Here is a 13,723-nt window from a genome sequence, read left to right as displayed (position 1 = left end):
GCCTGGCCCCCGAAGGGATCCCGAAGTTCGCGGTGACTCCTTCGAACCGGCCGCCGATCCCAGCTATATCGCATATCCGGCCGAAAACCGCCAGTTCCCCGCACCCTGGCCTTGGATCGGCGCTGGAATTTTTCTTCCGCCCATCGTCCTCCCTTCCGTCTCCCCATTCCCGTTTTTCTGGATTTAACCGCTGGGAATTGAGAACCGCCCCCTTGCTTTCGTTCACGCGGATGACCGGGCCCAGGCCCGGTCCCTGTCATTTTGAGGCTTTCCCCGAACCCGCATAGACCCCGCCTGCTCGGTGCACAATCGATATACGGGTCCGACGCTCCGTCCAAAGGGGGAAGGATCGAGATGTGGATCGAGCTGCGCGGATTGCCCCATCGCGAAATCGACGGCCTACCATACACGATCCATCAAACCGCGCCCGGGCGGTGGCACATCGTCATCCCCAACTGCCCACGATATCCCACCGGATACTTTTTGCCCCACGCCTACCCAAACCGGGAGGCAGCTTTGTCCGCTTTAGAAGAGGGGCCCCCCTGGGATGGATGAGATTGGATCTCTCATTCACTCTTCCACCGATGTCTCCTCGTGAGGCAAGCGCAGACGATACCCCACCCCGGGCTCGGTAACGATCCACCGGGGACGCGCCGGATCTTCTTCGATTTTGCGCCGCAACTGGCCGATGTACACCCGCAGGGAGTGAATATCCTGTTCATAGCCCGATCCCCATACCGCCTTCAACAGTTGGCGGTGGGTCATCACCCGACCGGGGTGGGAAGCCAAAGCTTTCAGCAGTTCATACTCGGTAGGGGTGAGTTTTACCGCCTGCCCCCCGACAGTCACTTCCCGGGTCCCGAGATCGATCCTCAGAGTGCCCAATTTGATAACCGGGTCCCCGCTGGCCTTGGCCGAATGGCGCAGCGCCACCCGGATCCGAGCGAGCAGTTCGCCCATGCCGAAAGGTTTTGTGATATAATCGTCCGCCCCGGCGTCCAACGCTCGGATCTTCTCTTCTTCCTGCTCCTGCACGGACAAGATGATCACCGGAACCGACGACCACTCCCGAATCGCCCGTAGAACGTCCGCTCCCCGCATATCCGGCAGCCCCAAGTCCAAAATCACCAAGTCCGGCTTGCCAGCGGTCACCTGGCGCAGTCCATCCTCGCCGGTTTCCGCCTCAAGGGTCTCGTAGCCATGGGCCCGCAGAGAAACCCGAAGGAATTTACGGATCTGCGGCTCGTCGTCCACGATGACAATCCGGGCCCCTCCGGCCATCTTTATGTCTCCTCCCTTCTCGCCAGCTCGGGTGGGCGATCCGCAGGAAGGCGAAATGCCACCCGAACGCCCCCAGGGATATTTTCCGCCCAAATCGAGCCCCCGTGCGCCTCGACGATGGCCTTGGAGATCGCAAGACCCAGTCCGGTACCGGGTTGCACGTGGGCCCCGGGGGCGCGATAAAATTTTTCAAACACCTTCTCCAACTCTTCTTCCGGAATGGGGGCCCCCCGGTTCGTCACGGACACCTCGACCGCGCCATCTTCCACCTCCGCCGCCACTTCGATGGGGCTGCCGGGCGGCGAGAATTTTACCGCGTTGCCGAGAAGATTCGCCATCACCCGCTCAAGCAATACGTCATCCGCGAGAACCATCGGCATCTCCCGGGGGATGTTCAGGTGCACTTCCCGGTTGTGCAGCCATTCTTCCGATTGAGCAAGGGCTACCCCAACCACGTCCTCCAGATCGCACCATTTTTTGTGGAGTTGCATCATCCCGCTCTCAATCCGGGCCATGTCCAGGAGATTGGCAATGAGGCGATTCATCCGCAGGGCGCCCTGATAAATCGTCATCAACAGTTCCCGGCGATCTTTCGGGTCAAAAATTTCGTCGCCTTCAAGAAGGCTGGTGACCGATCCGATCACCGAGGCGAGAGGGGTGCGCAAATCGTGGGTGATCGAATTCAACAGCGCCGTGCGAAGGCGCTCCGATTCTGCAGCCACTTCGGCCACTTTCGCCTGTTCCGCCAGGCGCACCCGGGCGATTGCCGCCGCCGCCAAGCCGGCAAAGGCGTGGAGCAACTCCCGCTGCTCCGAGGGAATCTCCCCGATATCCCCGGGGTTGCCGGGGCGCACGGCCAACACGCCGAGGACGCGGCGTTCAAACCGCAACGGGAGATAGAGCGCCTCGGCCTCCGCCAAGGTCTGGGTCCCCCGCCCCGCGGGCTCGCCCCGATGGAACACCCACTGGGCTGTGGCCAACTCCTGGGCCCCTGTCAGCCAGGCCCCTGAGCCCGTCGACCTCCGGACCGCCAAATGTCCCGTCTCGTCGGGCAAAAACAGTGCGACCTCGCCATCCACCGATTCCGCCACATGCACCACAATACTCTCGGCAATCGCATTCAGGTCGCTCACCGCGGTCATTTGGCGGCTCAGGGCGTATAACGCCGCGGTCTGGGTTTCCCGGCGTTGAATCGTCCGAATCTGCTGACGAAGCCCGGTTGCCAACCGACCGGTGAGGACGGCCACAGAGAGAAACACTGCAAAGGTCAAGGCGTATCGAAGATCCGCCACGGTAAAACTGAAGGTCGGCGGCACAAAGAAATAATCAAAAGCCAGCACCCCGGCCACCGCGGCGACGGCGGCCGGGCCAAGTGACCACCGCACCGCGCTGAAAAGGACCGGAAACAGGTACAGGAGGGCCACGTTCACCAGACCGAGGACGGGCTCAACCAGATATAAAACCACCGTCCATACGATCACCATACCCAGGGCGATTCCGTACTGACCCCAAGGCCGGGACTTTGCCGCGGTCCTCCGCCGGGGCCATCGGCGGGTGGCCACCATGGCCGTCTTTCCCGGTTTACCGGGGATGACGTGAATGCGAACCCCCTCACTGCCGCGGATCACCTGATCCACCAGGGATCCGCGAAGCCAGTCCTCCAATCGGGAATGGAGCGGCTTGCCAATGATGATTTGCGTCACATTGCGCCGCTTGGCCAGTTTTACCAGCTCTTCGGCCACCCGATCCGCGGTCATCACCGCCGTCTCCGCTCCCAATTCCTCGGCGAGGCGAAGGTACTTCGATACGCGAATCCGTTCCGCGTCACCGGGCGGCTTGCTGGGGGATTCCACGTAGGCCACCAACCACGGCGCTTTCAGACCCGCCGCCATCCTTCGGCCCACCCGGATAAGCTGAGCCGAGAAGGGGCTCGGGCTGATACAAACCATCACTCGCTCCCCCGCCGGCCAAGGACCGTCGATGGCGTGAGCGCGCATATAGTCCTCGACCTGGCGGTCGACCTTCTGGGCGGTGTACCTTAGAGCCAGTTCCCGAAGGGCTTGAACGTTCCCCGGGCGAAAAAACGACCGGGCTGCCTGGCGGGCGACCTCAGGAACGTAGACTTTCCCTTCCCGAAGTCGCTGCAACAGTTCGTCCGGAGGCACATCCACCAATTGGACCTGATAGGCCGTTTCCAACACGCGGTCTGGAACAGTCTCTTTGACCGTGACCCCGGTGATTCTTGCCACCACGTCGTTGAGGCTTTCCAGGTGTTGAATGTTCACCGTAGTGAAGACATCGAAGCCCGCAGCCAAAAGCTCTTCGACATCCAAATACCGTTTGGCATGGCGCGAGCCCGGAATGTTCGTATGAGCCAACTCGTCCACCAGGACCAGGCTGGGGCGCCGCGCCAAGATCCCTTCCAAGTCCATCTCTTGGAAGGTCCGGTTCTTGTAGGTCAGTGTCTTCGGGGGCACCACCGGGAGACCTTGAAGCAGCGCCTCGGTCTCCGGTCTCCCGTGGGTTTCCACCCAGCCCACCACCACATCCACGCCCTGACGGAGCCGCTCGTGAGCGCTTTCGAGCATCGCGTAGGTCTTCCCAACACCGGCCGTGGCGCCAAGAAACACTGTCAACTTCCCCCGCCTGGCCTCTTCCCGCAGGTCAGCCAGGAGGGCATCCGGATCGCGCCGGGGCGGGATCCTCTCATCCTTTGTCATGGTTCTCTCCTCACATCAACCGCTCATCCGGTCCAGGGCGAGATTCAACTCCAATACGTTGACCCGCGGACCTCCCCCAAACAATCCCCACTGCAACCCTCGAACATGCTGTTGAACCACTTGCTCCACCTGCTGCACCGACAAGTGCCTGGCCGCGGCCACCCGGGGAATCTGAATCCGGGCAGCGGAGAGGCTGATATCCGGATCCAGCCCGCTGCCCGAAGCGGTCACCAGGTCTGACGGCACCGGAGCCCCGGGAGGCAGGCCATTTTCTTGGCGCACCTGATCCACCCGTTCCTGAACCGTTTTCAAATAATCGGGGTTGGTCGGGCCCGCATTGGAGCCCGAAGACGATTCGGCGTCATACCCCTGACCGGCCGCCGAAGGCCGTCCGTGAAAATACCGCGGGTCTTGAAAGGTTTGCCCGATCAACGCCGAACCCACCACCCGGCCGCCGGACTCGACCAGAGATCCGTTTGCTTGCCAGGGAAAAAGCAGCTGTGCCAGCCCCGTCACCACCAGAGGGTACGCCACCCCGGTGAGAACCGTCAAGACCAGAACGCTGCGAACCGCCGTCCACCACGTTCTCGCCATGCCCGTCACTCCTCTTTCTTTTATCATCGGATCCCGATCGCCGAGAACAGGACGTCCAGCAACTTTATGCCGACAAAGGGCACGATCAACCCGCCCACTCCGTAGATCCATAGATTGCGCCGCAAAAGGGCATTGGCCCCACTCGGCCGGTACCGCACCCCCCGCAGAGCCAGCGGCACCAGAGCGATGATGATCAGGGCGTTGAACACCACCGCCGTCAGGATGGCGTTGTGCGGCGTAGACAGGTGCATGATGTTCAGAACGTTCAATTGCGGATAGGTCACCGAGAACATCGCCGGGATGATCGCAAAATATTTAGCGACGTCATTGGCGATGCTGAAGGTGGTCAGGGCGCCCCGGGTGATCAGGAGCTGCTTGCCGATTTCCACCACATCGATTAGTTTTGTCGGATCACTGTCCAGATCCACCATATTGCCGGCTTCCTTGGCCGCCTGGGTCCCGCTGTTCATCGCCACCCCGACATCCGCCTGAGCCAGGGCCGGAGCGTCGTTGGTGCCGTCCCCGGTCATGGCCACCAACTGCCCTTGGGACTGGTATTCCCGAATCCGGGCTAATTTGGTCTCCGGCGTCGCCTCGGCGAGAAAATCATCCACACCGGCTTCGGCGGCGATGGCGGCGGCGGTTAAGGGGTTGTCCCCGGTGATCATCACCGTTTTGATGCCCATTTGGCGCAACATCGCAAACCGCTCTTTGATCCCGCCCTTGACGATATCCTTCAAATAAATGACACCCAGGATCCGATCGTCCATGGCCACGAGAAGGGGCGTTCCCCCTTGTTTTGCGATCCTCTCGACGATCCCATCCACCTCGGAAGGCACCTGACCCCCTTGTCCCCGCACCCACTGGGTGACCGCATCGGGGGCCCCTTTTCGAATCTTCCAGTTGCCCACGTCCACCCCGCTCATCCGGGTGTGGGCACTGAAGGGAACAAAAGTCGCGCCCAGAGACTGTAGATCCCGATCTTTCAGTTGGAATTTTTCTTTGACCAGCTGCACGATGCTTCGGCCTTCGGGAGTCTCGTCCGCCTGGGAGCTCATATGGGCGGCCACCGCCAACTCGTCCGGCGTGACCCCGGAGACCGGGATCAACTCCGTCGCCATGCGATTTCCCAAGGTGATGGTCCCGGTCTTGTCGAGCAACAGGACATCCACGTCCCCGGCCGCCTCCACCGCCCGGCCCGACATCGCGAGGACGTTTCGCCGCAGCAACCGGTCCATCCCGGCGATGCCGATGGCGCTGAGCAGCCCTCCGATGGTGGTGGGAATCAGGCAGACCAGCAGGGCCACCAGCACCGGAATCGACGGCACGGCACCGGAATAACGCGCAAAGGGCGCCAAGGTCGTGACGGACAGCAGCAGGATGATCGTGAGCCCCACCAACAAAATCGTCAGGGCGATTTCGTTGGGCGTTTTTTGCCGTTTGGCCCCTTCCACCAACCCAATCATCCGGTCCAAGAAGGTCTCTCCGGGGTCTGCGGTAATCTTTACGCGGATCCAGTCGGAGAGCACCCGAGTTCCTCCGGTCACCGAACTGCGGTCCCCGCCGGACTCGCGAATCACCGGCGCCGACTCCCCGGTCACTGCACTTTCATCCACCGAAGCGAGACCCTCGATCACCTCTCCATCTCCGGGAATGATGTCTCCGGCCTCCACCAGGACCATATCCCCTTTGCGAAGATCGGTAGACGGCACCGTTTCGATCCGGTCTCCGACGATCTTTTTCGCCATGGTCTCGGACCGCGTCCGCCGGAGCGCCGCCGCCTGCGCTTTCCCCCGCCCCTCGGCCAGCGATTCTGCGAAATTGGAGAACACCACCGTCAACCACAGCCACACCGCCAATTGGAAATCGAACCAGAACGGTCCCCCGGTAAACGCGTCGACCACCACCCCGGCCGTGGTGAGCGCCGCCCCGATCTCCACCACAAACATCACCGGATTGCGCCACTGCACCCGGGGATCCAGTTTTCGCAGCGATTCCCGGACCGCTTCTTTGAGCACTTCCTTGCTCCACGTCCCGGCGGACGCCGCGGTACCCGTCCCGCTCATGCCTTTTGCCACGGCTGATCCTCCTCCTATGCAGCCATACCTTGCCACATCATGATGTGTTCCACGATCGGCCCGAGAGCCAGGCTAGGAAAGAACGTCAGGGCGACCACCAAAACGATGGTGACGGACAAAAGAACGGAAAACAACGGGGTATCGGTCCGGAATGTCCCGGGACCTTCGGGCACCTTGTTTTTCTCCGCCAGACTGCCCGCGATCCCCAACACCGGAACGATCACTCCAAACCGCCCGATCAACATGGCGGCGGCAATCATCAGATTATAATAGGGCGTATTGGCGTTTAATCCCGCAAAAGCGCTGCCGTTGTTTCCCACGCCCGAAGCGAAACCGTACAGCACTTCGCTCAACCCATGCGGCCCCGGATTGCCCAGAGACGCCAGTCCGGCCGGCGTCACCACGGAGATCGCGGCACCGATGAGAATGGTGGCGGACGGAATGATCACGCCGGCCAGAGTGGCCAGTTTGACCTCCCGGGACTCGATTTTTTTCCCCAGAAACTCCGGCGTCCGACCGACCATGAGGCCGACGAGGAACACCGCCAGAATGGCGAAAACCAGCATGCCGTACAGGCCGGACCCCTCCCCGCCGAACACCACCTCGCCGAGCATCATCAGAAGCATGGGCACCATGCCGCCCAGCGGAGTCAGGCTGTCGTGCATGTTGTTGACGGCCCCGCAGGCCACCGCCGTGGTGACCACGCTAAACAGAGAGGACTGCCCGAGGCCGAACCGCACCTCTTTGCCTTCCATCGCTGTGGGCGCCTGCACCCCCATCTGGGCGAGAAGCGGATTGCCCATCCGTTCCGAAATGTAATTCCCGGCCAACGCCACAACGAGCAGGAACAGCATCGCCCCGAGAATCGCGGCACCCTGGCGCGGTTTACCGATCATGCGGCCGAAGGTGAACACCAGGGCCGCCGGGATCACGATGATGGACCAGATTTCGACCAGGTCGCTGAGCGGCGTGGGATTCTCAAAGGGGTGGGCGGAATTGGCCCCGAAAAACCCCCCGCCATTGGTCCCGAGCATTTTGATGGCCTCCTGAGAAGCCACCGGGCCCATCGCCAGGGTTTGATTCACCCCCTCCACCGTTTGTACGGTCACGTACGGGTGAAGATTTTGAATCACCCCCTGGGACACCAAGACCAGGGACACCACCAGAGACAGGGGCAGAAGCACCCACAGGGTGCAGCGCGTCATGTCCACCCAAAAATTCCCGATCGCCGATGCCCGGCGCCGTACCAGCCCCCGGATCAGGGCAATCAACACGGCCACGCCCGTGGCGCCCGACAGGAAGTTCTGCACCGTGAGGCCGGCCATCTGGGTGAAGTAGCTCATGGTGGATTCTCCGCTGTAGGACTGCCAGTTCGTGTTTGTGATAAAACTGGCCGCCGTATTGAGCGCCGTGTCCCACCGAACGGCTGAAAAATGTTGGGGATTGAACGGGAGCCACCCCTGGACCAACTGGAGCACGAAAAGCACCGCCATCCCCACGGCGTTGAACGCGATCACCGCCCAGGCGTACGTCTTCCAGGACATTTCCCGACTTGCGTTTAGGCCGAACAGCCGGTAGAGACCGCGCTCCAGCGGCCGCAGCACCGGATCGAGAAACGTGCGCTCGCCCTGGAATACCCGGGCCATATACCGTCCCAAGGGCCAGGCGGCCAGCAGCACCGCCGCCAAGAGCAACACCATCTGCAGCACGTCAGACGCGACTCCGGACATGATCACAGATCCTCCACCCGAAACAGTGCGTACAGCAGATACAGGAGAATGGCCAACGAAACCAACCCACCGAGCATCCACCACCCTACCACACTCCTCACCTCGTTCGTCCGTGTTGTCGTATCTCCGCCCGTCTAAACCGTATTGTGCGCAATGTGCCCCGGGCACACAGGCATTATAAAGCCGGCCGCCGTCAAAGGCGGGTCAAAGTTGCTCGCTAAAAGGTCAAGAAAGCATAAAAAAACCGGAGGATTCCCCCGGGTTCCCATTCAGCTGCGAGTCTCCGAGCCACCGTCGCGACGGTGCCGGAACACTGTCATTCATTTGAACCATAGGTTCTGTCACTTCACCGACCCACCGGCCATCTCTCCACTCCCGCGATAAAAGTCTGCTGAACCCTCAGATTCCTGTCCAAGACCACGAAATCCGCATCATACCCCACCGCGAGGCGGCCCTTCCGGTGCCCGTACCCCGCCGCCCGGGCGGGAACCTCCGAAGCCATCGTCACCGCCTCGCCCACGGGGACTCCGCAGAGCCGCACCATATTCTGAACCGCTCGATCCAACATCAGCGTACCCCCGGCCAAAGTACCGTCCGGAAGCCTGGCCGCCCCGTCCCGGACAGTGACCGCGAGACCGCCGAGATTATAATCGCCATCGGGCATACCCGCCGCCCTCATGGCATCGCTGACGAGCAGGATGTGATCCGCCCCCTTCACGCGGTAGAGGAGGCCCATCGCCCCGGGGTGCACGTGAATCCCGTCGGCAATCAGCTCCACCTCCCATTCTCCCTGCATCATCGCCGCACCCACAACGCCCGGCTCCCGGTGGTGAAATCCCCGCATGGCGTTAAAACAATGGGTCACCTGGGACACCCCCCATCCGGCCGCCGCCTTCATCTCCGCCCAAGTCGCGGAGGTATGGCCGGCAGAAACCCGGACCCCACGGGACCGAAGGTAGGCGATAACTTCCCTGGCACCCGGGCGTTCCGGAGCTAAGGTGACGATGCGGAGCCACCCTCCCGCTGCCCACAACAGGACCCTGGCGTCGAACACAGTGGGATCTGCGATAAAAGCTGGGTTCTGGGCCCCCTTGTACTCCGGGGCGATCCAAGGCCCTTCGAGATGAACGCCCAGAAGGGCCGCGCCGGGGCTGGGTCTCAGGGCAAAGACGCGGCACGTCCGAAGCACCTCTGTTAACGAGCGGAGACCGGCGGTGAGGGTGGTGGCGAGAAACCCGGTGACACCGTGGGCGGCCAGGGTTTGGGCGATTCTTGCCAAGGCGGTTTCGCTGGCGTCCATTACATCGCATCCCCCGGCGCCGTGCACGTGAACGTCCACGTACCCCGGAGCGACGTACCCACCCGTCACCCGAACATCCACCGCCTCCCCCCGCCAGGGCCCGGCGTGCACAATCACCCCATCTTCACAACTTAAAATCCAGTCTTCCCGCACCTCCCGATCCACGATGAGGTTCCCCCGCACTGCCAAACGGCCCATTCCACTCCCCTCTTCCACGGCAGTTCTTCCGATGTCCCCCGAGGGGCCAAGCGATCCCCACCAGGTACCCGGTCGAATCCTCGCTACCGCAACCCCGAACCGATTCTATATAATAAAAGGGTCCCTCACCCTACCTCGAAAGGATGTTGAAAAATTGAAAGTTCGCCGATTCCCCCTTCTAGCCCTGGGACTCGCCTTTTTCCTGGCCGGATGTGCATGGTTTGGAGCATCCCCCACAAACGTGGCCCAGAATTACCTCACTGCGGTTCAAAAGTTCGACCCCGAGGAATCCAGAAAATGGACGGAATCTCAGGATTCTACCGAGAACAGCCTGTTGAACCCCACTGACCCGACCACCACAGAGATGGCGAAATCATTACTCACGAAGATGACCTTCGAGCTTGGGGAAGAAAACATAAGTGGCGACAAAGCCACCGTCAGCGCAAAAATCACCACGTTGGACCTGGGCCGGATTGTCGCCAATTCAATGAAAGACCTATTCAGCATGGCACTCGCCCAGGCCTTTGCGAACGACCCCTCCGCCAAACAGCAGAATGAAGCCATGGCACAAAGAATCCTGATCAACGCCATGAACGACCCGAATGCCCCGAACACCACATCTGATGTCAAAATCAACCTGGTCAAAACGAAGGACGGGTGGAAAATCGCGACCGATAACAAAGATCTCTTCAGCGCCCTGACGGGCCGAGCCGACCAGTTGTTCGGACCCTGACGCCTAGAATCCGAGCCAAGTCCGAAACATGTTTCTCGTGGGACCCGGCTCGTATATCACATACAACAATAAGAAGACCATCAGGCCGGTGGCCGCCGTGATCAGCCAGATCGTGACCGTCCAAGGGCCGATCCGTTTATGGGAAGCAAATCGGCTTTTGAAGGCGTAGCGCAACGTCACGATCCCAAGCACCGCGGCCACCGTCGCGAGAACGGAGTGGGCCTGGAGAAAAATTTGATACGGCTCCCGCCACTGTGCAGGCCCTCCGAAGCTGGTATCCCCGATGAGTATTGTCTTTAGCACATAACTCAGAAAAAATGCCGCACCCAGCAAGACGCTCGTTAACATGGCCCTTCGGTGGGCCTCCCGGCGCCCTCGCCGAATCAAATACCACCCAACGGCCGCCGAACCGGCGCTGGCCAGCATGAAAGCTTCGTTTAGATAGGCGACGCTTTCTGCAGTCAATCTTCTCCCACGCTTTCGTCTTCGACATGTCACCTTCATTCTGGCCGGAAACCCCAGCGGGGTCAAGCGCCTTACATGCCCCTGTCAGAATTTCTTCACAAATGGCCACCGGTGTCCGGCGAATCCCCATGGCCCGGCGGCTCCCAACAGACCGCCGCCACTTTGCGTCGCCCTGCTCCTCTGGATCTGGTGGTCCTTCCCCTAAGCTGCTGAGCGGGCTACTGGACTTCAATGTTTTTGGTCGGCATTTCGTGGAATCCCAGGGCTGTGGTGTGGAGGGTGACATGGTAGAGTCCGGGCTTGTCAAAGGTTTTTTCCACCGTGTAGGTGCCGCTGGGACCTTCCACCACATCCACCATCTCGTGCTTGGAGTCCCCATCTTTCCAGATCTCTAATTTAATGTAAGCTCCACTGATGGGAGTGCCCTTCTTGCTCACCTTTTCAATCAGCTTCACGGGCTGATTGGCCTTTACGGGACCGGGGGGATCTGTGGAGAATGCGATGTCAAACTGTTGATCCATGTTCATGCCCGAATCCATAGTCATGTCTGTGGATGAAGCGGATGTCCCCGGGTTCCCCTGGGACTGGTCGGTGTGGGACGGAGCGGCGGTCTGGCCGCAGCCCGCCAGCAGTCCGGCGGCAACGGAAAGGGACACCCCCGTCCAAACCCAGCGACGTTGCATGCTCATGCACCTCTTCCTTTCATCTTGACCCCGGGTATCATACAACAGCGCGAGCCTCCAATCACTGGCCCATTCGAGCTACACTTGTGGCAACTGTATGAACAACGCCAAAGGCAGGCCGACTATTTCCGGCCCGCCTCCTGATGACAACTGGCGGTATTCGGGCGATTCATCCTCAGCTGAATCTCCCGGGTCGCCTCGTCAAAATCAAAAATCTCACCCCCGAATCCCCGCGCAAACCGCTCGGCGTCCCGCCGTTCCCCGAAAAGCAGGACTTGGGGCTCGCAACACAGTGTCGGCATGTCCGCCCCCATCACATACCATCCCGCCGCCGCACCCACCGTGTGGCCGAGCAAAAAATCCCGGCCCAGCAAGTTGCGCGGCTGGGAGGGGCGGTGGGCACAAGCCAATAGTGCACAGTGTGGACAGCAGTACGTTTCCACAATTCCATCGGCGAGGTTGGCCGTCATCGACAAGCGATCGTCCACCGGCCGGCGGCAATAGGCGCAAGTGTCATTGCCCCGTCCCGGCACCTCGGCCGGGGGGCTCGCCAAGGAGATCCCTCCGTAGGTCTTCACCACCCGCCCTTGATCCGCCAACACCCGAACATCCCGGTGCACCGTCATCTCCGACACCTGAAGGCGACGGCTCAGATCCGAGATCTTCAAATGCCCTTCCTGTTGCAACCAACTCAGAATCTTTTTCTGACGCTCCGCAGGCAGCACCCGGCGTTCCTCTCCCTTGAGGCGATTTTGTGTGAAGTATAGCACAAAATCACACCACCGGACAAACCCACGAAGCCCAGGGGTTCATTAGGGACCTGCGGTTTGACCCGAAGGCTCCGAGGCCGCCGTATAGGGCGCAATCTCCACATCCCGAATCTGGAGCCGAACCGTGGCCATGGCGAGCACCACCACAAAAAGGGCGATGCCGAGATTTCGCAACACCCGCCCGGGGTCAAGATGCCGGCGAGCCACGTACACCACGCCCAGGGCAGCGGCCACCGCCACCGCGCCCACCGCAAACCCCAAGGTCGAGAAGGCCGACCCTCCCAAAAAATGACCCCGCACCGACGCCGGCATGGTGAATAAAACCACCAGCCCGAGCACCACCTCAATGAGTAAAGCAACCCCCGTCCACCGCAGCCCGTAGCCGGTTGCCCATCGCGAATCCAGCGCCCCTTCAAGGCCACCTCCGGTCTGGGCTTCCGCGGCGGCCGCCGTCTCCGATCCGGCCACCGACGCCTCGGGCGAAGTCCACGTCACTCCGCCTTTCTCCCGGGACGCCTTCCGCTCTTGCCGCCAGGCGATCCAGATGGGCAACAAGCCCCCGAACACCGCCGTCGCCGCCATAAAATGCAGATACCGGGGCCATACCGTGGGATAAAACATCGCCTGGACAAAACTGTGGGTTTGCATCCACAAATCCGGGCGGCGCATCAGCCCCATGACGACGACAAAAATCATCGGCACAACCAAAAAGGGAATGGTCCCGAGAACCCCGAGCAGCAGGTGCACCCCCGGGCGGGCCTGAAGGCGCTCCCAGGAGAATTTATAGGCATACAACAAGAGAAAACCGAGAATCAAAAGCCAGATCACCGACAGCCAGGTGCCGCCGAGAATCACAGTGGGCGGATAGAAAAACCGGGTGTACAAGACCCCGACGAGCAAAAGCGGCGCCACGCCGAGCACCACCGCCAGACTCTTGTTCACGGACGTCGCCGTGAGAACCCGCTGGGCCAACTCGAGGTAACGGCCATCTTTTTTCGCGTGACCCACCGCTTCCGTGACCACCGACATGACGGCCCCGGACACCGTCAGCAGCACGAACACGATATGCAGCACGAATCCCACCACGAGCAGGACCGTAAAAAAAGGAATGGAACCCGGGATCGAGATCGGCAAATCCTGAGGTACGGGAGACATCATCTTTCACTCCTTT

13 protein-coding genes are annotated in these 13,723 nt (G+C 61.1%); 2 read left to right on the top strand and 11 right to left on the bottom strand.

What is annotated here, in order from left to right; translation table 11 throughout:
• Window positions 1-354: 354 nt before the first annotated feature.
• The gene (locus BTUS_RS02875; RefSeq protein ID WP_013074628.1) at window positions 355-555 is read left to right on the top strand and encodes a hypothetical protein; all 201 of its coding nucleotides are present in this window, start codon (window positions 355-357) and stop codon (window positions 553-555) included.
• Between the two features lie 15 nt (window positions 556-570).
• Here the strand turns inward: BTUS_RS02875 and BTUS_RS02870 are convergent, their stop codons facing one another.
• From BTUS_RS02870 to nagA, 7 genes are all read right to left on the bottom strand, one after another.
• Window positions 571-1,281 (bottom strand): response regulator, encoded by a 711-nt coding sequence (locus BTUS_RS02870; RefSeq protein WP_013074627.1) that lies wholly within the window; start codon window positions 1,279-1,281, stop codon window positions 571-573.
• A 2-nt stretch (window positions 1,282-1,283) separates the two neighbouring features.
• Window positions 1,284-4,001 (bottom strand): sensor histidine kinase, encoded by a 2,718-nt coding sequence (locus tag BTUS_RS02865; protein WP_013074626.1) that lies wholly within the window; start codon window positions 3,999-4,001, stop codon window positions 1,284-1,286.
• Window positions 4,002-4,016: 15 nt separating this feature from the next.
• Window positions 4,017-4,595: a potassium-transporting ATPase subunit KdpC gene (gene kdpC / locus BTUS_RS02860; protein ID WP_013074625.1), complete on the bottom strand. Its 579-nt coding sequence runs from the start codon at window positions 4,593-4,595 to the stop codon at window positions 4,017-4,019.
• A gap of 23 nt (window positions 4,596-4,618) precedes the next feature.
• Window positions 4,619-6,661, bottom strand: coding sequence for a potassium-transporting ATPase subunit KdpB (kdpB, locus tag BTUS_RS02855; RefSeq protein WP_041304804.1), 2,043 nt, complete (start codon window positions 6,659-6,661; stop codon window positions 4,619-4,621).
• A gap of 26 nt (window positions 6,662-6,687) precedes the next feature.
• Window positions 6,688-8,403, bottom strand: a complete 1,716-nt coding sequence (kdpA, locus tag BTUS_RS02850; protein WP_013074623.1) for a potassium-transporting ATPase subunit KdpA — start codon at window positions 8,401-8,403, stop codon at window positions 6,688-6,690.
• A gap of 2 nt (window positions 8,404-8,405) precedes the next feature.
• Entirely contained in the window at window positions 8,406-8,495 is a 90-nt protein-coding gene (locus BTUS_RS17830) for a potassium-transporting ATPase subunit F (RefSeq protein ID WP_218917980.1), read from the bottom strand.
• A 254-nt stretch (window positions 8,496-8,749) separates the two neighbouring features.
• On the bottom strand, window positions 8,750-9,901 hold the full coding sequence (gene nagA / locus BTUS_RS02845; protein ID WP_013074622.1) for an N-acetylglucosamine-6-phosphate deacetylase: 1,152 nt from the start codon (window positions 9,899-9,901) through the stop codon (window positions 8,750-8,752).
• Window positions 9,902-10,055: 154 nt separating this feature from the next.
• Between nagA and BTUS_RS02840 the strand changes: the two genes are divergently transcribed.
• Window positions 10,056-10,634, top strand: coding sequence for a hypothetical protein (locus BTUS_RS02840; protein ID WP_013074621.1), 579 nt, complete (start codon window positions 10,056-10,058; stop codon window positions 10,632-10,634).
• A 3-nt stretch (window positions 10,635-10,637) separates the two neighbouring features.
• Here BTUS_RS02840 and BTUS_RS02835 read toward each other — a convergent pair whose 3' ends face one another.
• From BTUS_RS02835 to BTUS_RS16635, 4 genes are all read right to left on the bottom strand, one after another.
• The gene (locus tag BTUS_RS02835; RefSeq protein WP_013074620.1) at window positions 10,638-11,099 is read right to left on the bottom strand and encodes a DUF420 domain-containing protein; all 462 of its coding nucleotides are present in this window, start codon (window positions 11,097-11,099) and stop codon (window positions 10,638-10,640) included.
• A 218-nt stretch (window positions 11,100-11,317) separates the two neighbouring features.
• Window positions 11,318-11,782, bottom strand: coding sequence for a FixH family protein (locus tag BTUS_RS02830; RefSeq protein ID WP_013074619.1), 465 nt, complete (start codon window positions 11,780-11,782; stop codon window positions 11,318-11,320).
• Between the two features lie 122 nt (window positions 11,783-11,904).
• Complete coding sequence (locus BTUS_RS02825; protein ID WP_083779997.1) at window positions 11,905-12,552, bottom strand: DeoR family transcriptional regulator; 648 nt, start codon at window positions 12,550-12,552, stop codon at window positions 11,905-11,907.
• Between the two features lie 42 nt (window positions 12,553-12,594).
• Window positions 12,595-13,710: a cytochrome ubiquinol oxidase subunit I gene (locus tag BTUS_RS16635; protein ID WP_052300527.1), complete on the bottom strand. Its 1,116-nt coding sequence runs from the start codon at window positions 13,708-13,710 to the stop codon at window positions 12,595-12,597.
• Between the last annotated feature and the right edge of the window lie 13 nt (window positions 13,711-13,723).

Source organism: Kyrpidia tusciae DSM 2912 (assembly GCF_000092905.1).
GTDB classification, from domain to species: domain Bacteria; phylum Bacillota; class Bacilli; order Kyrpidiales; family Kyrpidiaceae; genus Kyrpidia; species Kyrpidia tusciae.
Note: the sequence above shows the minus strand (reverse complement) of the source record. Positions and strands in the feature narration are given on the sequence as shown.

Coding starts and splice junctions, on each gene's coding strand:
- BTUS_RS02870 (WP_013074627.1), bottom strand. CDS start 1,281: ATGGCCGGAGGGGCCCGGATTGTCATCGTGGACGACGAGCCGCAGATC.
- kdpC (WP_013074625.1), bottom strand. CDS start 4,595: ATGGCGAGAACGTGGTGGACGGCGGTTCGCAGCGTTCTGGTCTTGACG.
- BTUS_RS02830 (WP_013074619.1), bottom strand. CDS start 11,782: ATGCAACGTCGCTGGGTTTGGACGGGGGTGTCCCTTTCCGTTGCCGCC.
- kdpA (WP_013074623.1), bottom strand. CDS start 8,403: ATGTCCGGAGTCGCGTCTGACGTGCTGCAGATGGTGTTGCTCTTGGCG.
- nagA (WP_013074622.1), bottom strand. CDS start 9,901: ATGGGCCGTTTGGCAGTGCGGGGGAACCTCATCGTGGATCGGGAGGTG.
- BTUS_RS16635 (WP_052300527.1), bottom strand. CDS start 13,710: ATGATGTCTCCCGTACCTCAGGATTTGCCGATCTCGATCCCGGGTTCC.
- BTUS_RS02865 (WP_013074626.1), bottom strand. CDS start 4,001: ATGACAAAGGATGAGAGGATCCCGCCCCGGCGCGATCCGGATGCCCTC.
- kdpB (WP_041304804.1), bottom strand. CDS start 6,661: ATGAGCGGGACGGGTACCGCGGCGTCCGCCGGGACGTGGAGCAAGGAA.
- BTUS_RS02875 (WP_013074628.1), top strand. CDS start 355: ATGTGGATCGAGCTGCGCGGATTGCCCCATCGCGAAATCGACGGCCTA.